This is a genomic window from Desulfitobacterium hafniense DCB-2 (assembly GCF_000021925.1).
GTDB classification, from domain to species: Bacteria; Bacillota; Desulfitobacteriia; order Desulfitobacteriales; family Desulfitobacteriaceae; genus Desulfitobacterium; species Desulfitobacterium hafniense.
In genome coordinates this window covers 115,789-140,170 of record NC_011830.1, presented here as the reverse complement: position 1 = coordinate 140,170, position 24,382 = coordinate 115,789, and the positions used below count along the sequence as shown (strand labels likewise).

The 24,382-nt window shown below is 48.8% G+C and carries 20 protein-coding genes; 5 read left to right on the top strand and 15 right to left on the bottom strand.

Annotated elements, in window-relative coordinates; all coding sequences use genetic code 11:
- Positions 1 to 36: 36 nt before the first annotated feature.
- The 5 genes from mfd to DHAF_RS00655 form a co-directional block, all read right to left on the bottom strand.
- The gene (gene mfd, locus DHAF_RS00670; protein ID WP_015942591.1) at positions 37 to 3,630 is read right to left on the bottom strand and encodes a transcription-repair coupling factor; all 3,594 of its coding nucleotides are present in this window, start codon (positions 3,628 to 3,630) and stop codon (positions 37 to 39) included.
- Positions 3,631 to 3,764: 134 nt separating this feature from the next.
- Positions 3,765 to 3,941: a hypothetical protein gene (locus DHAF_RS25980; RefSeq protein WP_015942590.1), complete on the bottom strand. Its 177-nt coding sequence runs from the start codon at positions 3,939 to 3,941 to the stop codon at positions 3,765 to 3,767.
- A 69-nt stretch (positions 3,942 to 4,010) separates the two neighbouring features.
- Positions 4,011 to 4,829: a dimethyl sulfoxide reductase anchor subunit family protein gene (locus DHAF_RS00665; protein ID WP_015942589.1), complete on the bottom strand. Its 819-nt coding sequence runs from the start codon at positions 4,827 to 4,829 to the stop codon at positions 4,011 to 4,013.
- Positions 4,830 to 4,843: 14 nt separating this feature from the next.
- Positions 4,844 to 5,416, bottom strand: coding sequence for a DMSO/selenate family reductase complex B subunit (locus DHAF_RS00660; protein WP_015942588.1), 573 nt, complete (start codon positions 5,414 to 5,416; stop codon positions 4,844 to 4,846).
- A gap of 13 nt (positions 5,417 to 5,429) precedes the next feature.
- On the bottom strand, positions 5,430 to 7,829 hold the full coding sequence (locus tag DHAF_RS00655) for a dimethyl sulfoxide reductase subunit A (RefSeq protein ID WP_015942587.1): 2,400 nt from the start codon (positions 7,827 to 7,829) through the stop codon (positions 5,430 to 5,432).
- Positions 7,830 to 8,054: 225 nt separating this feature from the next.
- On the opposite strand from DHAF_RS00655, the gene DHAF_RS00650 reads away from it, so the two are divergent.
- A complete protein-coding gene (locus DHAF_RS00650; RefSeq protein ID WP_005814882.1) occupies positions 8,055 to 8,732 on the top strand; it encodes a TorD/DmsD family molecular chaperone in 678 nt (225 codons plus the stop codon).
- Between the two features lie 89 nt (positions 8,733 to 8,821).
- Here the strand turns inward: DHAF_RS00650 and DHAF_RS00645 are convergent, their stop codons facing one another.
- Positions 8,822 to 10,123: an ATP-binding protein gene (locus DHAF_RS00645; protein ID WP_005814884.1), complete on the bottom strand. Its 1,302-nt coding sequence runs from the start codon at positions 10,121 to 10,123 to the stop codon at positions 8,822 to 8,824.
- Positions 10,124 to 10,493: 370 nt separating this feature from the next.
- Between DHAF_RS00645 and DHAF_RS00640 the strand changes: the two genes are divergently transcribed.
- A complete protein-coding gene (locus tag DHAF_RS00640; protein WP_005814885.1) occupies positions 10,494 to 11,720 on the top strand; it encodes an ATP-binding protein in 1,227 nt (408 codons plus the stop codon).
- 98 nt (positions 11,721 to 11,818) lie between these two features.
- Here the strand turns inward: DHAF_RS00640 and DHAF_RS00635 are convergent, their stop codons facing one another.
- The 5 genes from DHAF_RS00635 to pth form a co-directional block, all read right to left on the bottom strand.
- Positions 11,819 to 12,244, bottom strand: coding sequence for a type II toxin-antitoxin system VapC family toxin (locus DHAF_RS00635; protein WP_015942586.1), 426 nt, complete (start codon positions 12,242 to 12,244; stop codon positions 11,819 to 11,821).
- Entirely contained in the window at positions 12,228 to 12,455 is a 228-nt protein-coding gene (locus tag DHAF_RS00630) for a type II toxin-antitoxin system Phd/YefM family antitoxin (protein ID WP_005814889.1), read from the bottom strand. The genes DHAF_RS00635 and DHAF_RS00630 overlap by 17 nt, the downstream gene beginning before the upstream one ends.
- A 66-nt stretch (positions 12,456 to 12,521) precedes the next feature.
- Positions 12,522 to 13,532, bottom strand: coding sequence for a substrate-binding domain-containing protein (locus DHAF_RS00625; protein ID WP_015942585.1), 1,011 nt, complete (start codon positions 13,530 to 13,532; stop codon positions 12,522 to 12,524).
- A 230-nt stretch (positions 13,533 to 13,762) separates the two neighbouring features.
- On the bottom strand, positions 13,763 to 14,338 hold the full coding sequence (locus DHAF_RS00620) for a Uma2 family endonuclease (protein ID WP_005814895.1): 576 nt from the start codon (positions 14,336 to 14,338) through the stop codon (positions 13,763 to 13,765).
- A 62-nt stretch (positions 14,339 to 14,400) separates the two neighbouring features.
- Positions 14,401 to 14,958, bottom strand: coding sequence for an aminoacyl-tRNA hydrolase (gene pth / locus DHAF_RS00615; protein ID WP_005814896.1), 558 nt, complete (start codon positions 14,956 to 14,958; stop codon positions 14,401 to 14,403).
- A gap of 98 nt (positions 14,959 to 15,056) precedes the next feature.
- Between pth and DHAF_RS00610 the strand changes: the two genes are divergently transcribed.
- The 3 genes from DHAF_RS00610 to DHAF_RS00600 all read left to right on the top strand — a co-directional run bounded on the left by DHAF_RS00610 (position 15,057) and on the right by DHAF_RS00600 (position 17,320).
- Positions 15,057 to 15,962, top strand: coding sequence for a PRC-barrel domain-containing protein (locus DHAF_RS00610; protein WP_005814898.1), 906 nt, complete (start codon positions 15,057 to 15,059; stop codon positions 15,960 to 15,962).
- Positions 15,963 to 16,170: 208 nt separating this feature from the next.
- Positions 16,171 to 17,010 carry a DUF3102 domain-containing protein gene (locus DHAF_RS00605; RefSeq protein ID WP_015942584.1) on the top strand — a complete coding sequence of 280 codons (840 nt, stop codon included), beginning with the start codon at positions 16,171 to 16,173 and terminating at the stop codon, positions 17,008 to 17,010.
- An 82-nt stretch (positions 17,011 to 17,092) separates the two neighbouring features.
- A complete protein-coding gene (locus tag DHAF_RS00600; protein WP_015942583.1) occupies positions 17,093 to 17,320 on the top strand; it encodes a DUF1659 domain-containing protein in 228 nt (75 codons plus the stop codon).
- Between the two features lie 73 nt (positions 17,321 to 17,393).
- On the opposite strand, the gene DHAF_RS00595 is transcribed toward DHAF_RS00600, so the two are convergent.
- From DHAF_RS00595 to DHAF_RS00580, 4 genes are all read right to left on the bottom strand, one after another.
- On the bottom strand, positions 17,394 to 18,218 hold the full coding sequence (locus tag DHAF_RS00595) for a nitroreductase family protein (RefSeq protein WP_015942582.1): 825 nt from the start codon (positions 18,216 to 18,218) through the stop codon (positions 17,394 to 17,396).
- 10 nt (positions 18,219 to 18,228) lie between these two features.
- A complete protein-coding gene (locus DHAF_RS00590) occupies positions 18,229 to 19,218 on the bottom strand; it encodes an effector binding domain-containing protein (RefSeq protein WP_015942581.1) in 990 nt (329 codons plus the stop codon).
- 165 nt (positions 19,219 to 19,383) lie between these two features.
- The gene (locus DHAF_RS00585) at positions 19,384 to 22,143 is read right to left on the bottom strand and encodes an NHLP bacteriocin export ABC transporter permease/ATPase subunit (protein ID WP_015942580.1); all 2,760 of its coding nucleotides are present in this window, start codon (positions 22,141 to 22,143) and stop codon (positions 19,384 to 19,386) included.
- 37 nt (positions 22,144 to 22,180) lie between these two features.
- On the bottom strand, positions 22,181 to 24,364 hold the full coding sequence (locus DHAF_RS00580; protein ID WP_015942579.1) for an NHLP family bacteriocin export ABC transporter peptidase/permease/ATPase subunit: 2,184 nt from the start codon (positions 24,362 to 24,364) through the stop codon (positions 22,181 to 22,183).
- Positions 24,365 to 24,382: the final 18 nt, after the last annotated feature.

Here is a 24,382-nt window from a genome sequence, read left to right as displayed (position 1 = left end):
TTACACACCCTTTCGCATCCGTTAAAAGCAATTATATCAGGATGCTGTTTTGGACGCAATACCATTAAATACCATTAACACTTTATGGATCGCTTCTAAAAGCTCCTCTTGGACAACGGAGCGCAAACGGACCTTGATCTCAAGATTGCCGTTGCCGGTGGTTCCAAAGGAAACCGGATAGGGGGATTGGGTCGCCATGGTCATCAGCATTTCCCCGGATATGCCGGGGTCAGCCGCAAAGCGGAACACCATCTGCTGCTTGAGCTGCTGGATCTGTTCAATCTTCATCCCTGAGGCCATCCATTTAATTCGGACAATCTTCAAAAGATTCTCCACTTCCCGGGGCGGAGTGCCGAAACGGTCAATCAATTCATCGATCATCATGCTGAGGTCCTCTTCATTATCGATGGCTACCATCCGCTGATAGAGAGCCGCTTTAAGCTGGCGCTCCCCAATATAGATATCCGGCAGATAGGCATCCACCTGAACCTCGATACTGGTCTCGATCTTTTCCTCCACCTGCTCACCCTTGAGCTCCTGTACCGCTTCCTTAAGCATCTGGCTATAAAGCTCAAATCCCAAGGCAGCTAAATGACCATGCTGTTGGGCTCCAATCAGATTCCCGGCCCCGCGAATCTCCAAGTCCCGCATGGCAATTTTAAGGCCGGAGCCAAACTCGGTAAATTCCCGTATGGCTGCCAGGCGCTTTTCTGCCACTTCTGTAAGCACTTTTTGGGGTTTATATAAAAAGTAAGAATAAGCCCGCCGGTTGGAACGCCCTACCCGGCCCCGCAGCTGATAAAGCTGCCCCAGACCAAGGCGATCCGCCTCATCAATGATCAGGGTGTTGACATTAGGCATATCCAAGCCTGTCTCAATGATGGTGGTGCAGACCAGGACATCGCTTTCATGCTCCAGAAAAGCCAGCATCTCCTGCTCCAATTCTTTTTCGCTCATCTGCCCGTGGGCAATGCCGTAGCGGGCCTCAGGGACCAGCTGGCTGAGGAAATGAACCACCTGCTCCATATCTTCCACACGGTTATGGACAAAGAAGACCTGGCCCCCCCGCTGGATCTCCCGGCGAATGGCTTCTCTCACCACATCCGGCCGGAATTCCGCCACATAGGTCTGGACGGGAAAACGATCCTCCGGCGGGGTCTCAATGATACTGAGGTCCCGCACCCCTACCAGAGACATATGCAAGGTACGGGGAATAGGTGTGGCCGACAGGGTGAGGACATCCACATTGGCTTTAAGGGTTTTCAGCTTCTCTTTATGGGCCACCCCAAACCGCTGCTCTTCATCAACGATTAAAAGTCCCAAATCCTTAAACTTAATCGAATCTGAGACCAGCTTATGGGTCCCCACCACAATATCAATGGAGCCTTCCTTTAATCCCTGCAGAATCAGTTTCTGCTCCTTGGCGGAGCGAAAACGGCTCAGCATCTGGATGCTCACAGGATAGCCCATAAAACGCTCCTGAAAGGTATTAAAATGCTGCTGAGCAAGGATGGTGGTGGGAACCAGGACCGCCACTTGTTTGCTGTCCATAACCGCCTTAAAGGCCGCCCGCAGGGCCACCTCCGTCTTGCCATAGCCCACATCCCCGCAGAGCAGGCGATCCATGGGCCGCTGGCGCATCATATCCTGTTTGACTTCGACGATGCATTGCATTTGATCCGGGGTCTCCTGGTAGGGGAACTTCTCCTCAAATTCCTGCTGCCAGACATTATCGGGAGAAAAGGCATAGCCCTTGGTCGCCTCCCGCTGGGCATAAAGTTTAACCAAATCAAAGGCCATTTCCTTAATGGCGCTTTTCGCCTTGGCCTTGACCTTTTTCCATTCGGAACCCCCCAGCTTATAAAGCTTGGGCAGGGTCTCCGCATCACTTCCTAAATATTTCTGCAAAAAGTTAAGCTGATCCAGGGGAACATAGAGCTTATCCTGGCCGGCATATTTGACCGAAAAATAGTCCTTTTCCACTCCCCCCACGGCAATCCGCTCAATGCCCATAAATTGACCAATGCCATGATGAACATGGACCACAAAGTCTCCCGGCTTAAGATCCGCAAATTGCAGCCTCTGCCCTGTTTTCTCAGGGGCCTTTTTGCGCTTGACGGCCGCTTTGCGCTCCCGTTTATAAATCTCCGCCTCACTCAGGACAATCAGCTTGCTTAAGGGAAGCTCAAACCCCTGATCAAGGGAGGATGAATAGACATAGACTCCGCCCTCCTGAACCGGCTCATGGAGCTCATGCTTTTTGGCCAGAGCTCCCCGATCCCTTAAACCTTGCAGCATCCGCTCTGCGTGCTCTTCATCACCAACGAAAAGATTTACAATATGGCCGGATTTTTGCCAATGCTCAATCTCATCCACCAAAATCCCGGTTTTCCCCATAAAGCCCGTCAAAGGCCGGGCATTTAAATTGAAAATCCGTTTCGGAGCCACCCCGGGAATTTCTCTGGGTAAGGTGGAGATCAAAACAAACGGATGCTTTTCCCCATATCTCAGGAATTGTTCATAGCTTACAAATTGATCCTCAGGGCTATAAAATTCCTCACCCTTGGCCAAAGCCTGGGTATATTCCTCAAGCCTTTCCTTCTGTTGGAACTCCAGCTGTTCTTTCAGCCGCAGTGGCTCATCCAAAATGACATAATGATCTTGAGAAAGCAGTGAGAAAAAAGGCTCCAGGGGCTCCTCAAGAAGGCTCAGATAGGGATAGATGCTTTCATCCACCCGGCCTGTTTTCAACCGTTCTTCAATCCTCTGGGCTTGTTTCATAACCTGCTCGGCCACATCCGAACGACCGCTGCGGTTTAAGCGTCCAGCTTGCTTCCTGGCCTGAGCCCGAACCTCCCAGCCCAGCTTCTCCAATTCCTCAGGGCGAATCACAACCTCCAAGGCCGGAGGGATTTTAACGCTTTTCAGGGTCTCAGTGGATTTTTGGGTCTCCAGATCGAAGACCCGGATGGAGTCCACTTCATCATCAAAAAACTCGACCCGTAAAGGCTCCCCATCCAGTGGAGCAATATCCATGATCCCGCCCCGAATCGCAAATTGACCCTTCCCATCCACCACGTCCAGCCGCTCGTAACCTGCCGTGCTCAGCTTCTGGGCAAGATCTTTCAGATCATAGGATGTCCCTTCCTTTAATTCCAGGATGTACTCCTGCCAACGGCGGCGGGAAAAGCTCCGCTGATTCACTGCCAAAGCCGGCACGACCACCGTACATTGGTTATCCTGTGCCAAACGGTTGAGAACCCGGATTCTCTCGATGGTGGTCTCACGGCTTTTGCCCAGGACCTCAAAGGGCAGCCATTCCGAGGAGGGAAAATAGAGCACATCTTCCCCGGGAAGCCAGGAACGCAAGTCATTGACCCATTTTTGCGCAAGCTCCTCCGAATAAGTAATAATCAGCCCCGGCTTACCCTTTTGGATCAGCTGGGCAGCAAAGGCAGGCTTCTGACTTCCTGTTAAATTATAGATCATTTGCGGCCATTCCTTATAGGATATCGCCTTGTCCACTGCCTCAATATCGAAGCCTAAACGCAAATAATGGCTGAGGGTTTTCAAAAAATCCTTCCTTTCAGGCAACACAAAACCATGGACATCCGCCAAGAGGACCCCCATTGTCGCCTAAGTTTTAAGCATCATTCCATAGGTTATCCAACCACAGGTTATTAAAACAGAAAAAGTGCAAGAATGAACAAGAGGAGGAACAGGCAGATTTCACCCCACGCAGAGCCGTAAGGCTTGTGTACTGCCTAATTTAAACGACGGTACTCCCCGACTTCCAATTCATTCATACAGTCCGGGCAAAGGGCATACGCCACATTCCCAATGATATTTATTATAGAGTCGGGACGCTCAGAGGTCAAGTCATCCAACTCCATCTCTCCTAAGACTTGATCACAAACCTGGCACACCCTCATTACCAGCATGAAAAAGCACCTCCCAGGATAGGTTTGCCTGAGAGGTGCCGGCTTATTCATGGCTGCTGGGAAATCACTTTATAAACCGAGGCCAATCGGGATACCGGAAACATAAAAGAGATAACGGCCGGCGATTTCCCCCACAACGATAACAGCCATGGCTAAATATAAGAAACTCGTTTGCTTAGCCAGTTTGCCCGTCCGGGAAAGAGACAGCAGGAAAACACCTCCCAGGGTGAACAGCCAACTTAAAATCAAGGTCGCCTGGCTTCCTGCCAGCAAGGCCGCAGTTTCTTTGCCTGCTCCGGTGAGCGCTCCCAGACTTGCCACATAGCCAAGGGCGAAAGCCGCCTGAACAAGTACGACAGCCCATAGCATTAAATCAATGCGCGGCAGCTTTTCCCGCTGCTCCCCTGCCGTAACATAAAATACGATACCGCCCAGAACAATGGCTGTGGCATAGAAGCTGATCAGGGTGTTGGCATTTTGCCAGGCGGGCATGATGCTCTCCATATACAGCCGGGCCATGGCATAGATGTCGATCAGACCTACGCCTGCTGTGATAACACCTAAAGCGGTGCGGGCGCCGGGTGCTTTTTCCCTTCTCTCCACCCACCAGAAGATGAGCAGCAAGCCAAAGAAAGCACCACTGAAGAAAATCTCACGGCTTAACCAGGACGTAGCCAGGTTGAACATACTGGTCAAGGCCAACATAGGTTTCCCTAAATGGAGTAAGGAAGCGACGATGCCCACAGCAGCGAGGATCAGTGCAGCAAGAGTATTCCGTTTAAAGAGAGGCGCATCCTGTGCTTTGATCCGAAAGACAACAGCCCATAGAACCGCTCCGACAGCAGCTTGTAAACATAGGGTAAATGTTAATAATGGCAATTCATGCATGCTACCCCTCCTTCCTACTCAATTGCTTTTTTATGAGGGCTGATGACGATACATGGTTTGGTAATTTGGGCTGAAGGCAACCCTTTGACTTCGTCCACATTGCCATATTTGGCGCGCAATTCATCGATTGGCCCAAACTCAATGACCCGCATGATGCAGGCATCGACACAGGCGGGATTCTTGCCTTGTTCCAATAGATCGATACAGAAATTGCATTTGGAAACGGTTTTCCCTGCCAATTTAGGAGCGCCGTAGGGGCAGGACCAGGTGCAGTAGCCACAGCCCAGGCATTTATTTTGGTCCACCAGAACGATTCCGTCTTCTTCCCGTTTATACATGGCTCCAGCCGGGCAGTTTTGCACACATTTAGGTTCCTGGCAGTGGTTGCAGCTCATAGACAGCCAGTAGGCGAAGACATTGCTGCGATACACCCCGCCTTCCAGGATGGTATCGCCCCCTTGGAATTCGTGGACTTCGCGCCAGCATTGTCCCACTTCCAAATCATTTTTATCTTTACAAGCAATCTGACAGGTAAAGCATCCTATACAATTGGATTGATCCATATAAAATCCATACTGTTTTGCCATCCTTCGTCACCTCCTACGCTTTTTCAATTTGAACTAAGTTCGTATGCTGGGGATTGCCTTTGGAAAGGGGATTAGGCGTCCATTTCGTCAGAGTATTGATACATCCTCTTACATCAACACCGCTTTGGTCAGGAGTGTACCATGCTCCCTGAGGAAGTGAGCAAACTCCGGGAATCAGACGGGGAGTCACTTTTACTTTAACCTTCACAGTACCCCGGTCATTGTAAACTTTAATCAGATCATGGTCTTTGATCCCCCGAGCCGCAGCGTCCTGGGGATTCAGCCACAGCATTTGAGCTTCCGCTTCTTCCAGCCAGGGCATATTATCGAAAGTGGAGTGTACGCGGCGTTTGGTATGGTGACCAATGCATTGCAGGGGATACTTTTCCTTCAGGGGATCTTCCGGACCTTCTTCCGCAGGCATATATTTAGGAATGGCCGGAATCTGCGGGTTTTGGATGTCATAGAGATCCTTGGAGAAAATCTCAAATTTCCCGGAAGGAGTGGTCAGAGGATTGGCCTCCGGATCTTTAATGAACTTTTCGTAGGCTACTACTTTCGTTGCTTTGGTCTTATAAATTCCTTTTTCCCTGAATTCTTCATAGGAGGGGAAGTCAGGATGGCTGGCTTGGGATACCCCGACAAATTCCCGCAGATAATCTTCTTCCGACTTGCCGTCGTCGAACTGAGCCAATACACCCAGTCTTTCCGCCAAAGCGCGGCCCACTTCATTGATGGTCTTGCACTCAAACATGGGTTCGACCAGTTTTTGCCCGTAATAAGCCACCCCATGGCCCATGGAACGGGTGATCATGTCATTGACTTCAAACTGGGTAACACCCGGCAGGACAATATCGCAATACCGCATACTGGGAGTCATAAAATTATCCATACCCAGGATAAACTCGCATTTGCTGTCATCTTTAAGCAGCGCAGCGGTCCGTCCAGAATCGGAATGCTGATTGATCAGGGTATTGCCGCCGTAATTGATGATCATTTTGATGGTCGATTTTGTTTTGTCCGCACCTTCAATGCGGTCCTGCTCTTTAGTCAAAATTCTTTCAATGGCGTCGGTCCACATGAAGATGGAGATCTTTGTCTTGATCGGATTCGTTCCAATGGGATAGTTGCCCGTTTTTACGGAAGGGCCGCCTTCATACAAGCCAGGATTGCTGCCCAAAATTCCCACATTGCCGGTCATGAATGACAGTACAGGAACCGCCAAAGACTGAAATTCTCCGTTGCCATGGCGCTGAATTCCCCGTCCTTGCAGGATAAAACCGGGCTTGGTCCCGGCAATGTCCCGGGCAAGCTGTTTGATGGTTTCCACGGGAATCCCGGTGATCTCTGAAGCCCATTCGGGTGTCTTCGGCTTGCCATCACTTTCACCAAGGATGTAGCTCTTGTAGGAGTTACCGGCGGGAATCCCTTCCGGCATGTGTTCTTCGTCAAAGCCAAGGCAATATTTGTCCAGGAAGGCTTGATCATGCAGGCCTTCGCTGATCATAACATAAGCCATACCGGCAACCAGGGCACTGTCCGTAGTGGGCCGGATGGGAATCCACTGATCGGCAAAGGTGCTCACTGTGTCACTATGACGGGGGTCAATAACGATAATGCGTGCTCCGTTTTGTTTGGCTAATTTCAGGTAATAAGTGGAGTTAAAGCCGCCTACCCGGGTACAGGCAGGATTATCCCCGAACATAACAATCAGTTTGGCATCAGGGAAAGTGGTGGGGGAACTGCCGCTATAAGGATTACCGAACATATAGGGAACTGCATACATATAGTTGGCCTGGCTGTAGTTGCCATAGCTTTGCAGATAGCCCCCCATGATATTAAGAAGCCGGCGCAGAGAGTTATTGGAGTTGGTTTGATTCAGTAAGCCGTAAGCTCCGCAGGCATAGTTAAAATAGACCGATTCATTGCCATATTGATCAATAATCCTGCGCAGCTCCTTGGCGGTGGTGTCAAAAGCTTCTTCCCAGCTGATGCGGGCCCATTCGCCGCTGCCCCGCTCTCCTACCCTTTTCATGGGGTATTTAAGCCGGTCGGGATGATAAAGTCGCTGCCGCTGGGTTCTGCCTTTCAAACAGGCCCGGGCCTGCAAGTCCTCCGGGGTATCAGGTCCCACATTATCCGTGCCAAACCTCACGACCACCCCATCCTTGACATAGGCTTTAAGCTGACAACGGCCGCCGCAGTTATGCCAGCAGATCGAAGGTTTCTCCTCGGCACCGGCAAGACGCTGTCCGGCTTGCACTACTGCGGGCTCGCCACTGGCCTGAGTCTGTGTGCTGCAACCCACGAGAGAGGGGGCTATCGCTGCAGTAGCTGTTGCGGCTGCGCTCCATTTCACAAAGGCACGCCGACTGATTTTGGTTTTGTTCTGCAACTCTGGTTGTTTTGACATTCCTTTCCCTCCTTGTTCTATAGTAAAATTAAAGATAAGACCTTTCTTTAATCAAGTTATCACATTCACGTTTGTTCAGGCTTCCAAAATCCCAGCGGTTTTTTTGTATCACTATACTATGAGGCACAAGTTATAGTTATAATAATTGAGAACAGTAAAGAACCCCGCTGGGAGCAATAATCGACCATACAGATTTGACCATACAGATACCGAGGAGGTTGGTAAATGGACACTACTGAGCAAAAGGATCTGCTGGAGATCCGCCAATTTATGTACTCCTTTTTAAGCGCAGTCTTTCTCTATCCACCCCAGGCAGAACAAGTCACCATGATTTTACAGCGCCAGCTATTTAAGGAGTTTCCCCTGGATATCGCCGATGAGCAGTATCAAGAGGCCTTAGCTAACTTAGTTCGTTGGACGAATGAAAACTGTGCCTCCGATCTCGTGAATGTGACCTCAAGCCTGAATAAGGATTATACTGCCTTGTTTATTGGTCCCGGCCATCTTGCGGCCCCACCCTGGGAATCCGTGTACCGCACAGAAGAAAGGCTTACCTTTGGCGAACCTACTTTGGAAGTCAGAGAGTGGTATCAACGCTGCGGTCTGGAGTTCGTTCACAAGAACTCTGAGCCGGATGATCATTTCGGCCTGGAGCTGGAGTTTATGAGCAAGCTTATCGCCAGTGAGCTTGAGGCTTGGGAGGAAGACGATGTCATTAAGGCTGAAGGATTAGCCCGTGAGCAGCCGGCTTTCCTTGACGAACATTTGCTGCGCTGGGCAAAAGAGTTTACTCAGGATGTTCAAGCCAGCGCTCAGACTCTTTATTACCAAGGATTGGCCCAATTAGCTTATAGCTATTTGATTTGGGATGGCAAACAATTAAGAGACGGTAAGAACACTTAATTTTCGTCAGGGAAAGACCCCCCCTAAAAAAGTGCCCTTATCTCACCATACACGGGAGATAAGGGCGCTTTTCTTCACTTCAGACCATTTCAGACACAAAAGGCTCCATAGAGGGGAACCGACCATAGGTTATCCGTCTTGCCAAAATTCTTCTCTGAAAAGCGAATGCAGTAGGCGGAATGATATCTTTGGCTAAAAACATTGATGCTTTTCGACTTTACTTTGGTTCCTTTCTTAACCTCGATACCGATGATATCCCTACCTTTTTGCAAGACAAAATCCAGCTCGGCAGTATGCTCACTGGTCCAGTAATATAAACTGTGTCCATTTGCTGCCAACGCTTGGGCAACATAGTTCTCCGCAACCGAGCCCATAAAAAGATTGGCCTCGCCGGTCAACACAGACTGCTGCGGGAGACCGGACTTCATCACCAACAGACCTACATCACTCATGTAGAGTTTAAAAGAAGATAGATCAACATACACCGCAATCGGATTCATCGCTTGTTCCAGCTTCTGGCACTTCAATACAATACCTGCTTGAGTCAGCCAGTCAATGGACACACCGAACAGGGAAGCACTGCCACCCTTTTGGACTACCTTGTATTGAAACTTTTTATTTTCCTTTGCCAACTGGGCAGGAATGGAATTGAAACAAGCCCGAATCTTAACTGTATCCGCCGCACCGGCATACTTTGCCATATCCGCTACATAGTTGTTGAGAATTTCATTTTGACTGGTTGGTATCAAGACCAGTTTTCCAGTTCTTTTAAAAAGCTCCACACAGGCAGGCATCCCGCCAACAATCAGGTAGTAACGATAAAGCTCAATAGCCTTTTGATGCAAAACTTCAGCCATAGGCTCCAACAGCGAAAAACAACGACGAATCTCCTGGGCCAGACGTTCTTCCCCCATTGCCCACAAAAACTCTTCAAAATCCAAGGGAAAAAGGGTCATGCTCTCTACTTTACCCACCGGAAAAGAATAATGTTCACGGTTTATTGCTACCCCCAACAAGCTTCCCGCTGCTGCCACATGATACTCCGGTGCCGATTCGCAAAAGTATTTGAGAGAAGTCAACGCTCTCTCGCAGGATTGAATCTCGTCAAAAATAATCAAAGTTTTGCCGGGTATGATTTCCTGATTGACTGTGGTCTCCAGAAAACGGATCAGGCGCTCAGGTGTTATATCATCAGCGAAATAACCGGCTACGGCTGGATTGGTCTCCAGGTTAATATAAACTGTATTAGCGAAGTGCTTTTCACCTAATTCAGCCAGCAGATAGGTTTTGCCAACCTGTCTGGCACCATAGAGCAGTAAAGGCATCCGGCCTTCGCTCCTGTCCTTCCACTGCACAAGCTTCTCCTCAAGTTTTCTCCGCAAGCAAATCACCTCTAAAACTATTATACCATTTTTATACAGATATAATAGTTATCTGAGGAAAAATAGTTATACTTATGATTTTTTCTTAGATATCGATAGAAGATGAAAAAAATATTAACTAACTCGGCTCTTCTTTTTGGAGAAGAATCAGGACTTCCGTTTTATTATCGGAAACTCCCCTGCAATATCTCGGATGTGAAGACCGTCAAATAATTAATGCATGAATTCGACATCATAGGTACTTTACCGAAGCAAGGACGTTGTCGGAAGAAAATACAAGGAGATAAGGGCGTTTTACAATTTTATGGAAATAATTGTTGATATTAACTTATATTATTGGCTATAATAATATTGAATATTAAATTTAACGGAGGTTATTATGGCTTATATCAAGCGAACTATCGAAACTACGATCGAAAACGCGGCAAAGATGTTCTCTACCGTCTTAATTACAGGAGCCAGACAGGTAGGTAAAACAACTGTGCTAAAACATATAACCGAAGATATCTCCTATCTGACACTGGATGACCCTATTCTGCTTCTAAATGCTTTTGAAGAAGCAGGGAGCTTTTTCAAATCAACACCACCACCTGTGATCATCGATGAAATACAATACGCACCCAATTTATTTCCTTATATTAAAATGATTGCAGATGAAAACGGTAAAAGAGGACAATTTTATTTGACCGGTTCACAGCAATTCAAGATGATGAAAAATGTTAGCGAAAGCCTTGCCGGGAGAATAGGGATCATTAATTTATTAGGTTTATCCCTTCGCGAAATTAAAGGGGATGCTGATTTTAATAAAGCTTTTATACCTACTGAAAGCTATCTTGAGACGAGAAGACTTTCTGCTAAAGAATTAAACTATAAAGAAATCTGGAAAATTATCTATAAGGGCTCCATGCCGGCTATGTATGCGGATGAACTTGATTGGCAGCTGTTTTATGGTTCTTACACCAAGACATACCTTGAGCGTGATGTCAGAGAGCTTACCCAGGTTGGTGATGAATTAAAATTTATTAAATTCATGACAGCTATGGCAAGTAGAACTTCGCAAATGCTTAATTTAACTTCTATTGCTAATGAAGTAGGCATCAGTGTACCCACAGCGGATCGATGGCTTTCTATTTTAGTTTCTTCCAACATCGTGTATTTACTTAAACCCTATTATAATAACATCATGAAAAGAGCTGTTAAAACTCCTAAACTGTATTTTCTGGATACAGGGCTTGCGGCCTATCTTACCAAATGGAATTCACCCGATGTCATTGAAGCCGGGGCCATGTCCGGCGCATTTTTCGAAACTTTTGTTCTAGCGGAAATACTTAAGGGTTACTACAATGCCGGAATATTAGAACCCGCACTATACTATTACAGGGATAAAGATGCTAAAGAAATCGACATTATTTTAGAGGAAAATGGCACTTTATATCCTATCGAAATTAAGAAGACCGCTAATCCAAGTAAAGAACATATTGCAAACTTTTCAGTGTTGGACCGGCTCAAAGATATGAAGATTGGCACCGGTTGCGTTATTTGCATGTATGACAAAGTCATTCATATCAATGATAACAATGTAAGTATTCCTGTAACCTGGTTGTAAATGACAGCTTCGCTTAATCAAAAGCCTCGCCGAGTATTCAAAAACAGTCGGCGAGGCCCTCTTTTTTACAGGCTATTCGGTTAATCTCTGCAGCTCACTTACCCTTCTTCATCAAAATAATGAGCAATGAATTCATCTGGTGCAATTGCCTTTACCGGTGAATCCTTAAAATAAGGTAAATTGCGAGTAACGATCATGTCAAGTTTTTTCCTTTTTGCACAAGTGGCCAAAAGCGCATCTTCATAATCATTCATAGCCAAGGATAGTGCCCTTTCGCAATCACTTTGAGTAACTTCCAGAACTTCAAATAATACAAATAGCTTAGCCAGCACCTGCTTGGCCTCGCCAGCATCACGGAAGTGTCTATGAAGTAAGTAGTAGATATCTGTTACAGAGCTTGCCGTGATATATGCCTTTAGCCTGTCCTCGGCAATAAGCAGGAAAAGTCTTTCTGCCGGATTATTATAAGGAACGCGCCTGATTACCGCATCAAGAATAACATTCGTATCAATCAGTACTCTCATGCTTCTTTAACCTTTCCTCCCGAGCTAGTTCTAAAGAAGCCTCTTTAGGAAGAATACCGAATAAGGACTTGGCAACTTCGATCTTATTATCCTCCACCTTAGATAGCTTGGCAACCGCTTTTCCATTCCTCATAATGATGATTTCTTCCTTAGAAGCCAGGGTTAGATATTTCCCCATATTCTCTTTTAATTCAGTCGCGGTAATAAACATAGATATCACCCTTCGCAATAACCCATCATTTTCTTCACGATACTATTATAGCAAATTCGTACGAAATTACCAACTCAGCTTCGTCCGGTCTTGTTTTGGAATAAAACCCCGGGCTTTGATGGCGGCGGCTGCTTCGTCCGATTGCAGCCATTTCAGGATACCTCTGGCACTATGCGCTGCAGGCAAATCCTTTCTCACCACTGCATAATACCCATCAGCCAAGGAATAAGAACCTTTGGCAATGTTCTCTTCCGTAGGCTCTACTCCTTCAAAGGAAAGAATTTTAAGGCGGGAGCCGATTTCCGTCACCTCATTCATATTCTGGAGATAGGTATACAAGGTATAGCCTAAAGCATAGCTGTCGGTGGGCTTGCCATCCAGGCCCCCATGATGATAAAAAGCGACCAGCTCCAGCATTCCCTCCATGGTCAGCTCCACATAGTTCTTTTGGATGCCCGGGTGCATAGGCTGATCATGCAGCACTAAGTTATCCAGCTGGGACTGGCTGCCGCTGTCGGCATTCCGGCAAATGGGGATCAGCTCCTTATCCGACCCTCCCAGCTCGGACCAGCTTCTGATGCCATAGTCAAGATAAATGGTTCGCACCTGGTCCCCTGTAATGTTATCCGCAGGGTTTTCCGCCGGTGTGATAAAGATAAGGGCTTCCGCAGCCACAGGGTGGAATTCCAGCTCCACTCCGGATTCTTGAGCTAAAGCAAGAACCGCCGCGGAGGGGTAAGGCACAAGAATCAGCTCCACTTCTCCGGCGATTAAGCGTTTATAGGAAGGTACTGTTTTGGAGACCTCCATGGGTAGATTTTCATTTTCTAAGTAACGATACATGGCCTGATTAATGGCCATGGCGATTCCTTGAGTGGAAGTTGAGCCATCGATGCGGGGGTAATTCTCATGGGTGATGCCATAGTGAGCAGCCGTTTCACTCATGGTGTTATAGACATTGTCGGGTTTCACTTCCTGTGTCGGTGCGGGCGGAGCGGATACGGCTTTTTCCTGATGGGTGCAACCGCTCAGGAGCATAGCCGTTATAACGATAAGGATCAAAAACCGTCTTTTCATACGAACCTCCAATTTCTCACTCCGGCAGGCATCGGCAAAGCTTCGCCCGAAGTCTTGCCCGGTGGTCATACATACCAAATAATTGAGCGCGGAACTCAGCTTTTTCAGTTGAATTCTTCAGCAATGACCTGTTTTCCTCCTCTTTGGAAGATTCCTAATATTAAAAGCTCGTGTCAAAGAACTGCAAGTTCCCTGACACGAGCTTTTACTTGTAAAAATACAGAGCAAACCTAAATCCCCTCGAACACCGGTTTTAAATCAATAAGCAAATCGGGGAAGATAGCTACTTTAATCTTATCATTCTCTGCATAGATTTCCGGACGGCCGTACTTTTGTTCACGCAGTACAAAGACACTAACAAACCTTCCCTCCGGTTCAACGATCCAATATTCTCTAACCCCTGCTTTTTCATACTTATTAAACTTCACAAGCTTATCCATCTCAGTGGATGTAGGCGATATAATTTCAACGATTAAATCCGGAACACCACAACAGCCCTTTTCATCTACTTTAGATTTGTCGCAGACTACTGTAATGTCTGGTTCCACGACCTTTATGATCTCTTCATCGTTTTTCTCATCATTCTCTATTAATCTTACACAGAACGGTGCCGGATAGACTTTGCCGGCTTTCCCTGCAAGATACTGATGAAACTGAACCAATAGACCAGTTAATATCTCTTGATGAACAGAAGATGGTGCCGCCTGCATATATGCTACACCATCAATGATTTCCCAGCGCTCATGTTGAGGCCAGGAAAGATAATCAGCGTAGGTAAAGTTTCCTCTCTCTTGTGGCAGTGGCATTTAATCAGTCCTCTCCTTATTATAATCGCCTACCCATATTATACCAAGTTCTCTTCTGAATTTCACCTGTTATACAAATTCATGGCTTTATCCCCGCCCTCTTTGGCCCACAAGGTTACCGCCTTTATCCCCTTATCCAGAATCTCCTCCAGAACGGGGAGCTCCTCCTTGGTAAAGGAGGCCAGAACATAGCGGGCAGAATCCCAGCCGGCGGTCGGTCTGCCGATACCCACCTTAAGCCTCCAGAAATCCTCCGTTCCCAATTCGGCAATGGTGGATTTAATCCCATTGTGTCCGCCGGCGCTTCCCGAGCTTCTCAGGCGCAGGCGGCCGATGGGCAGATCCATGTCGTCGTAGACTACCATAATATCCTTCGGGGCAATCTTATAGAATTGGGCCAACTCCCGAATAGAACGGCCACTTAAATTCATAAAGGTCTGAGGCTTAAGCAGATAGACCTTCTCTCCCCCCATCATTGTCTCAGCCACCAAGCCTTGGAACTTGGGGCGAAAATCCAGTTTTAATTCTTCAGCTAAGCAATCCAGCAGGAGAAATCCGGCATTATGCCGGGTCTCCGCATATTGTCCGCCTGGATTGCCCAAACCGGCGATAAGCTTCATGAAACTCCACTCCTCTAAGCATATTGAAGACATCCCGTGAATACATTGATGATAGCAGATTTATGTGTTCTTGCACAAGAAATAAGGGGGTATTACGATTGAAACCAAGTAAAGAATTTTTATCCTTACCGATCGTCTCCCTAAGCGAAGGACAGCATATCGGATATGTGAAAAGCCTGGTCATAGACGCTCAGGCCAAAGCTCTGGCCGCCCTGGTCATCGATCCCAAGGGCTTCTTCAGAGACCAGCGTATCATTCCTTATGCTAAGGTCGTCAGCGTCGGTGCTGATGCCATTACCATCGACAAAGGAGCCTATGTAGAAAAGTCCGCCAGCCTGCCCGAAATCTTAAGCCTGATCAAGGAAAAACTGACCATCATCGGCACCCGGGTTATTACTCAGAGCGGCAAAACCCTTGGCGTAGTGGAAGAATATTATGTGGACCCGGATACGGGCAAAATCACCCAGATGGAGATTTCCGGCGGAAAGATCGAGGGGTTCTTCAGCGGCAAGGCCATTCTCGAAGCTGACTATGTGGTCACCATCGGCCAGGATGTTATCGTGGCTCAAAAAGGCTGCGAGACCAGTCTTATGATAGCCGATAAGGGAATCAATGATACCTTTAAATCCGTCCTCCGCTCCACCTCCAACCTGGCTTCGGGAACAGGCCAGGCCTTTGGTAAGATCTTCAGTAAAAAGGATAAGGACAAAACCAAGCATGCCGCTAAGGGAAAAGTCAAGGGCAAGGGAAAAGGCACAGCTGAGGACAGCGCCTCTCCTATCCCGATCATCGAAGGAGAAAATATGGCTCCTCTGCAAGATCCTCCGGCCGCCGAGGATGAGAACATCCTTTCCTCAGCCAACAATCAGCCTATCGAAGCAGTCATCATTAAGGATTCCTCTCCGGAAGTCCCCGAAATTTCTCCTGCCGAGCAGCCGGCCGAAACCGGCCCGGAGCTCAGCCAAGTGGCTGAAGCCCCCTCAACGAAGGAACCCCTGGGGTAAGAAGTGAGTCCATAAAAAGCCAATATAAAAAGCCGAGCATAAGTGAGACAGAACGCCGACAAACGGCTAATGTATTTAAATTTAACCACTCCCCTGCCCTATTAGTGTACTCAAAACACGCTAACAGGCAGGGGAGTGTTGTCTTCACCATCTCCGGCACGTCTACATACCCTATAAGTAGGTCACAAGGAAAGGACGTGCCGATAAAATGCATGATTCAACCGATAAACGCACTCCCCTGGTCATTGCGGCAGAAATCAACGCCATTAACCAGGAGTCCAGACGAATGCTGCTGAAAAATGCCATCGAGGTGGGCCGCCGTCTGAAAGAAGCCAAGGAATTGCTTAACCATGGGGAATGGATGAAATGGCTTAAGGAATCGGTCAGTTATTCCAAAAGCACGGCGGCAAACCTGATGAACCTATATGAAGAGTACGGACACCTGCTCCTCAACCCCTCCGATAACGATTCAAATTTCCAAGCGCTTGGAAATTTGACCTATACCCAGGCTATCCTGCTCCTTGGCCTCCCCGAAGAAGAGCGGGGAGAATTCGTCACCCGGAACGATCTTGACACTATGACTACCCGGCAATTAAATCAAGCCGTCAAAGAGCTGAAGACACCCGTCCCAGCCAAAGAGCAGCCCCAATCTGAACATGAAACTGAGACCGGGGCTGAGGCTGGGGCTGGAGCTATGGCTGAATCTCAGACCCAGGGAGATATCCAAATCAAATATGTCAGCAGAACCGTCAGGCCCCGGCAGCAGAGCATCACCAAAACCGAGCCTGCACCTGCTGCTTCCTCTCTCGTCACGAGCTATGAAGAAAAATGCACCGCCTGCTGCCAAACCATTGCCAACACCTTCCAGGAACTGCTGACCGCCCTGGGCCATCTGGCCAGACTCGACCCCCGGACCAAGGAAAAATGCAGCCAGGATGCCGATCAACTGGCCTCATATATGGTGGATCGGCTCAAAGACTGGCCCCCCGTGGCCGGCACCAATATGAAAGGGGTCCAAACCTACTCCACCTGCGAATGGGGAGGGTGAACTTGTCACCCCTGTCTTCTTGGAAGCATAGACTATAGAGACGGAAAAAACCGTCCCATTATACTGGAGGGAGATGTTAACTATGGCAGTAACACCATTGCCTTTAAAGGCAGCCCTGGTGGTTTTCTTTCAAGCGGGGATCTCTCCGTCCGGAGCCCCCATCATCAAAAAAAAGACCTTGGGTAATATACGCTTTGACGCGGCTGAACAGGACCTCTATGATGTTGCCCATGCACTGTTCAGCTTGACCGATTATCCGGTACTGGATGTGGTCCTGCGCAAAGAGTATGACCTGGTTGATGAAGGGTAGCTTCGGCTGCGGGTACTCTTACAGGCTTGAACAGCGAAGCTGCCGGCAGATTTTGCCGGCAGCTTCGTAAAGCCTACCAACGTTCATAATGAATATGGGACTTCATATCCCACGGGACAGGTGCTTTCTCCTGTTCCGTGGGATAGCCCAACGCAATGACGGCGAGTGGTTCTACCTTTACAGGCAGATACAGGTCGGCCGCAACCTGCCTGCTCCATTCCTTCCCGCGAAGCACACCGCACCACACGCCGCCAAGCCCAAGAGCGTGAATGGCAATCAGCATGTTCTGCGTGGCCGCGGCGCAGCCTCCCACCAAGAAATCACGAGTTCCTTCAACATTGCCGTCACCACATACAACAATGCAACAAGGAGCATGGCTGAGCATCTTTGCGTTCGAATTGCCTGCTGCCCATGCACCAAGGACAGCTTTGTCCTCGACCACAACGAAGTGGAATGGACGCTTATTCTTTGCCGAAGGTGCACTTAGCCCGGCACGGAGAATCACCTCCAGCTTTTGCGGTTCTACTGTTTTATCCATATATTTTCTGACACTTGCTCGTCCCGCTATGGCAGTGATCGCTTCCATATCGGAGTGAAGCCGGGGAATCGCTTCCTTTTCTTCATCAACCATCTCTGCCTGATTCTCACAGGCCATGGCAACGTTAACAGGAAAATCCTGACCGGCATAGCCCAACCCCTTTTGCAAGGTCTTGTCTATGGTCAGTACCTGCTTGCCATTTCCCCTTGACAGCAGTTTTCCCCGATAGGGTATTCCATTGATGGTTCCGCATACAAAAATCGTACCCTTTGGCATTTGAAAAGTTTCTCTTGCGTCAAACGGTATTTCCATTACTGTCAGACGGCCATCTTTGCCTATCCGTGACTGAAATTCCACCATTTTTACTCTCCTAACCCTGCTTGGGTTTGATAGGCACCAACAGATCAAGCTGTGTGCCGAAAGGCGATGCATCTTCAAGATGATGGATGGCATTGAGCTGTTCTTCCAGAGAGGGATCGGCCCTCGGATCAGCGGGGTCTGTCCGGGGCGAAAAGTCCACATCATACTCCCCATTATCCATCACCCATTGCCACAGCCGTCCCCACTCCTGAAACTCTCCGAAAGCAATCATGTGGGCAGCGTACAGCCCACCCAAAAACTGCTTTTTGACAAGGGGCGCGGGCACCTCCATATCGCCAGGGATAGACACCCATGCTTCATATCCCAGGGAACCACCCGACTGTTCGCTGGCCGGATTATTAAACCCGATGCGGCGAAAATCCGGTTTAGACTCCCCAAGTCCGCTCTCTTTGATAAATGTGCTGATGGCCGCACCTACCACTTCTTCCTGATTGTCACCGGTGCTCTGACAAGATGCTACCGTCATCGGGGGCAGGTACAGGATGCGAATGTCTTTGAGGTGTTCCAGTAGTTCACTGGCTCGGTTCAGTTCTTCCATGCTCGTTTCCTCCTTTTGGGAAAGGGTTTTAACAGAAAGAGCCTGTACCAATTCCATGACATGTTCCTGCTCAAAAACATGGGGAGATAGTGGCTCAGGCAGCAGCTTTTCAAGCTCTCTGACAAAGCTGCGCAAAATACCTTCAATGGTTTCCAGCGCCTGCTTTTCGCTTTGCAGGCCGGTGATACTTTGCTCGAATACCTCTATGGCAAGCCTGGCGTCCCGCGTCTCCAAAATCACACCAATCTGCTTCAGCGGAATCCGCAGTTTGCGCAGCACAAGAATCTGCCGCAGGCGGGAAAGGGCTTCCTCGTCATAGGCCCGGTAAGCATAACCCGGCAGCTTGCTGCTCTGCAAAAGTCCCAATTGTTCATAATAGCGAAGGGTTCGAGTGGATACACCATACGCTTTGGAAACTTTGGATATGGGCTGTAGTGTCATGGTTTTCGCTCCTTCTTATTCTAAGCATACAGTACGACACGACGTCAAAGTCAAGCTGTTTCATGAGTGCGGCCTCACCTTTATCATAGAACAAAAGAAGTCGATTGCAAGAGCAACCAACTTCTTTTGATAATAATTGCAGTTGAGATGATGAGATCTGCCAGCTCAGGTCAATTGCCGGTGAACGAGGTTAGCGAAAATACCGCCCTTGCTCATCAGTTCATCATAGGTACCGCTCTCGACGATTCTTCCCTGATCCATAACGATGATCTTGCTGCAGTTAATGATCGTACTCAAACGGTGAGCGATAACGATCCGGGTGACTTTCAGCCGGTCGAGGCTTTGACTGACCATGGCTTGTGTTCGATTATCCAGGGCACTGGTAGCTTCATCAAAGAATAGTATTTTCGGCTGATTGACTATGGCCCGGGCAATCATCAAACGTTGTCTTTGTCCACCTGAGAGGGTCGAGGCGCCTTCGCTGATCATGGTATGCATTCCCATGGGCATGGCCTGGATATCCTCTTCCATCCCGACCATTTTGACCGCTGCCCAGGCGTCATCGATCGTGAGATAAGGATTGGCACCCACAATATTCGTGAAAATATTCCCTGACATGAGCTGACCATTTTGCAGTACAACCCCCAGTTGCTTCCGGATCGCCCGTATATCCACTTTCTCAAGATCCTGACCATCGTAATATATTTTTCCGGTCTCCGGCTTTTCAAAGCCCAGCAAAATCCTTAACAATGTCGATTTTCCACAACCGGAAGTGCCCACTAAAGCGACATAATCCCCCTCCTCAATCCGGCAGGATACATCTTTCAAAACCAAAGGCCCATCCACTTTATAGCGAAAAGAAATATGATCCATTGCGATGGAGCCTCTGAGGGGGGCAGGTGCGATTTTCGTCTCATCATACTCCGGTAGAGTGTCCAGAATCGGTTTCGCCCGTTGATAGAGGGGAATCACACTATATGCACCAATAAGCGCCTCCGTCAAAGAAGTCATGGACATCATAAACGAGATAAACGCTACATTAAAGCCAATGAACTCCCCTGGTGATAATAAGCTATGGCCGGCAATCAAAGTATAAAAAATGATCATGCCGGCAAGGATGGGGAACACATCATGAAAAGTCGTCAGCCAGTTCCCGAGGATCCTCTTTTTAAAGACGAACTGACGTTGTTCACTGAACCTCTCAGCCCACCTGTAAAAAACTCTAACCTCGGCACCGGCTACCCGAAACTTTGTAATACTGCCGATCAGCTGCAGCATCATCCCTGCGATTTGGTTCGAAACTTCTAAGATCTTTCGTTCATAATGCACTTGCAGATAACCCAAAAATCCTATGATCAGCAGTTCGACAGCCACTAACATCGTGGCTGCAGCGGCGAGCCGGCGATCATAATAGAACATTAAGACCAGTGTAAAAACCGAAAAAATGCTGGAGAGAACCGTATTTAACGTCACACCTGAGAGAATTTTGCGAATCTGACTGATCCCCATCGCCCGCATCGCCAATTCACCGGCTGGAAACTGCTTAAAAAATGGTACAGGCAGGCTCAACAAGCGGTCCCAAATAGCTGCTTGTATAGCGCCCTCCATTTTTCCCTCGATCCGCAAGGCAGCCAAGCTGCGCACGAACTGGAAGATCATCGCGGCTAAGGCGCTGGCTCCCAGAAAAAAGGCTATTTGGACTAAGTGTCCCCTCTCCCCTTCGGGAATAATAGTATTAAAGATAATTCCAGTGGCCAGAGGTGTGGCTGTCCCTAAGATACCACCCAAAACACCCATGAGGAGAATCATCAGGAAATCCCTGCGCCAGCTGTTTCCCCAGCCTAAGGCCAGCAAATCCCGGGCAGTGATTTTTCTCTCGGCTAAAGGGCGGTAGAAGACAAAACCAAAGGCATCAATCTCCTGGGCTGTTTCACTGTCAACAGACCTGGTGATCCCCAGGGTATAATCATGGATACAATAGCTTGCCGGCGTAGCAGGGATTAGGGCAATCGGGCGATGATCTTCTTTCATATAGCCCAGGAGAGGGCCGCTATCCTGGGTGTACCAATTGCCGTGCAGGGACACTTCCCTCACCCTTATACGTGAAGCCCGGGCGATCTCATCCAGCAGCATCACTTTTGAACTTCCCAAGACTTCAGGGGGCGCGACGATCCCGATCTGCATAGTCCGACCCACAAGGCGGCAAGCATCCAGCAGGGGATCCCCCGTCTGATCTGCCAAGACCTTGGTTTCCACTTCTTCCGTGATGGCAGCCAGCCTTGCCATGGCGTTGGCCATCAACCGTTGATCGGAGCGGCCCTTCTCTTCCAGTCTTTTCTGCTCTGCCGCTATTTTTTTGTCCCAAAGATCACTCACCCCTTGCAACACTTGGGAATGGTACCTTGCGCGAAGCGAATCGTTGGTCAAATACTCATATTCAGATAGCACCACCTCGGCTGTGGCAGCAACTTCATCTTGGGAGATGTCCCCGTGCCGGCTGATTCTGGCCAAAGTATGAAGCCATTGGCCTACAGCCCCGTAGATCTTCTCTCCATGGGCCGGCACTTGGGGCCCCCTCTGTGCCCCGCCATCGGTTTCTCTTCTATCCCTAAGCAGCTCTGTCAGTTGTCTGATATCAAGCCGCAGAAGACGGGAACCCGGTAGTCCTGAGACCAGCAGACCTTTCTTGTGGGGAGATCCCCCGGGGGTTATCCCGAAAAGCCAATCGCCGGTTCGGCCTTCAAATAAGAAGATTTTGGCCCCCGCCTGCAGCTGATTCTCCATAGTTGCTAAAAAGACGGCCACCTTCCCCTGCTCCACCAACCAAACAGAGCCATCTTCCTGAAGAAACAATGGTTCCTGGCCATCCAGGGGAATACTCACTCCCGCTTGCTTAACAAACTCCCCATAATCTATTTCACTCACCTGCCGATCACGATTGTTTATTTTGCCTGATCCACACTCAACCTGTGGCAATCAGTTTGGCATAAGTTCCCGCACGCTCATACAGGGACCCATGGGTTCCCCGCTCAATAATCTTCCCCTTTTCCAGTACAATGATCTCGTCACAATCCCGTATGGTACTGAGGCGATGGGCAACAATGATGCAGGTACACCCCCGATAACGAATATATTCATCCACATTCTTCTCTGTTATAGGATCAAGTGCACTGGTGGCTTCATCCATAATCAGAATGACCGGGTTTTGGGCTAAAGCTCTGGCGATCTCCAGCCTTTGCCTCTGACCGCCGCTATAATTTTTACCGCCTTCCTCCACCATTTGTTCATAGCCCCCCGGTCGGGCGGTAATCTCATCATGGATACAGGCATCCCTGGCAGCCCGGATCATCCCGAACTCCGAAATGGTTCCGTCCCAGAGGGTAATATTCTCTTTGACCGTCCCTTGAAGCATACATATTTCCTGATCCACCATAGCTAGGGAATTGCTGAGCACTTCCTTGGTGAAAGAGGCGCGGGGTTGCCCATCAAAGAGAATTTCACCTGACCAGGGATGGTGGATGCCGGCGATGATTTTGGCGATGGTAGATTTTCCGCTGCCGGAGCCGCCTACGAGCGCCACCCGTGACCCCGGCCTCAGGCTTAGGCTGAAATCCTCGATCAATGGCGGTTCCAAGATGCTATAGCCAAAGGTAATGTTCCTGAGTTCCACGTAGCCGGATAGCTTCTGCCCTGCCGGGGGTTCGGCTGTCCCCCCTAAACCCTCCTGCTCCCCCCGACCCCCCTGGTCCCCTTGGTCCCGACCGAGTGGATAGTTTAATACATCATCTAAACGATTCATCTCACCTGTCATTTCCTGAAGCTCAGCGCCGAGACCCACCAGTCCGGTGACCGGCGTCATGAAGCTGCTCATCAGGCTTTGGAAAGCTACCAGCATGCCGATGGTCATTTGACCATCGAGAATCAAAAAACCGCCGATCACCAGGACAAGGGCGTTATTGATGCCGGTTAGAAAACTGGGGAATACGGATAAAAACTGTGAAGAAACTCCCAGCTCCTGTTCAGCATTGAGCAATTTCGCCTGATATCCCGACCATTGGGCAAAGAAGTTGGCTTCCGAGCCTGTGGCTTTGAGAGTCTCGATAATTTGGAGACCCGCCATACTCGAGCCAATCAGCTTCCCCTCATCTTGAAGTAATCTGCGATTCAAATCGACTCTCCGGGCCGAAACCGCAATCAAGTAACCTACATTGATGAAAGCGATTGCCAACCCTACCAAGGCTAAAATCCAGCTATAGGTGAGCATTAAAGTAAAGTAAAACATAATCATGAGGACATTCAGTGCCGTAGTGGCCAGTTTACCTGACAAGAGCTTCGCCACCTTATCGTTGCTTTGTATCCTGGACGTAAGCTCACCGGCCGCCCGCTGGGAAAAGAATTCACTGGGCAGCCGAAAAATATGCCACAGAAACTGACCGGAGGTGGCTAAGGCGATTTTCGTCTCCAATCTAAGCAAATAATATTGCTGCATCCAGGTTAAAACTCCCCTGAGCATTGCCGTAATGCCCATCCCCAGCAGCAAGGGCCACACCCAGGAATGGAGACCGCCCAACAGGATATCATCGACAAATACTCTGGAAAACACAGGGATTATCAAGCCGGGAATGACTAAGGCCAGACCCAATAGAATGATATAGATCAGGGCCTGCTCCGAGCCTTTAAGCCTTCTTCTTAAGGCCAGGCTCAAACCAGGCTTTCTGCTGTCCTTTTGAAATTCAGTTGTCGGTGTAAAGGAAAGAACAATACCCGTAAAAGCCAGATTGAATTCTTCCTCCGAAACGGTTCTCCTACCTGCCGCCGGGTCGTTCAGGACTGCTTTTCCTTTATGGAAGCCCTCGAGAACGAGGAAGTGGCTGAAATTCCAGTGAATGACCAGAGGCAGGGGCATCCTGCGCAGGGCTTCCGGTTCTTTTCGGTAACCCTTCGCTTCCAGGCCATAATTCCTGGCGGCTTTCAGAAGATTGCTGGCTTTACTCCCATCCCGGGATACCCCGCAGGCAATTCTTAATTCCTCCAGAGTGATATACTTTCCGTAATAAGCCAGAATCATAGCCAGAGATGCCGCTCCGCACTCTACCGCCTCCATCTGCAGCACGGTGGGAACCTTGACGATTTTCTTTTTTACCACCTAATCCCTCCCGCCCCC

Coding starts and splice junctions, on each gene's coding strand:
- DHAF_RS00590 (WP_015942581.1), bottom strand. CDS start 19,218: ATGACACTACAGCCCATATCCAAAGTTTCCAAAGCGTATGGTGTATCC.
- DHAF_RS00640 (WP_005814885.1), top strand. CDS start 10,494: ATGGCTTATATCAAGCGAACTATCGAAACTACGATCGAAAACGCGGCA.
- DHAF_RS00595 (WP_015942582.1), bottom strand. CDS start 18,218: ATGGTGGAATTTCAGTCACGGATAGGCAAAGATGGCCGTCTGACAGTA.
- DHAF_RS00605 (WP_015942584.1), top strand. CDS start 16,171: ATGCATGATTCAACCGATAAACGCACTCCCCTGGTCATTGCGGCAGAA.
- DHAF_RS25980 (WP_015942590.1), bottom strand. CDS start 3,941: ATGCTGGTAATGAGGGTGTGCCAGGTTTGTGATCAAGTCTTAGGAGAG.
- mfd (WP_015942591.1), bottom strand. CDS start 3,630: ATGGGGGTCCTCTTGGCGGATGTCCATGGTTTTGTGTTGCCTGAAAGG.
- DHAF_RS00665 (WP_015942589.1), bottom strand. CDS start 4,829: ATGCATGAATTGCCATTATTAACATTTACCCTATGTTTACAAGCTGCT.
- DHAF_RS00620 (WP_005814895.1), bottom strand. CDS start 14,338: ATGCCACTGCCACAAGAGAGAGGAAACTTTACCTACGCTGATTATCTT.
- DHAF_RS00635 (WP_015942586.1), bottom strand. CDS start 12,244: ATGAGAGTACTGATTGATACGAATGTTATTCTTGATGCGGTAATCAGG.
- DHAF_RS00630 (WP_005814889.1), bottom strand. CDS start 12,455: ATGTTTATTACCGCGACTGAATTAAAAGAGAATATGGGGAAATATCTA.
- DHAF_RS00625 (WP_015942585.1), bottom strand. CDS start 13,532: ATGAAAAGACGGTTTTTGATCCTTATCGTTATAACGGCTATGCTCCTG.
- DHAF_RS00650 (WP_005814882.1), top strand. CDS start 8,055: ATGGACACTACTGAGCAAAAGGATCTGCTGGAGATCCGCCAATTTATG.
- pth (WP_005814896.1), bottom strand. CDS start 14,958: ATGAAGCTTATCGCCGGTTTGGGCAATCCAGGCGGACAATATGCGGAG.
- DHAF_RS00655 (WP_015942587.1), bottom strand. CDS start 7,829: ATGTCAAAACAACCAGAGTTGCAGAACAAAACCAAAATCAGTCGGCGT.
- DHAF_RS00660 (WP_015942588.1), bottom strand. CDS start 5,416: ATGGCAAAACAGTATGGATTTTATATGGATCAATCCAATTGTATAGGA.
- DHAF_RS00600 (WP_015942583.1), top strand. CDS start 17,093: ATGGCAGTAACACCATTGCCTTTAAAGGCAGCCCTGGTGGTTTTCTTT.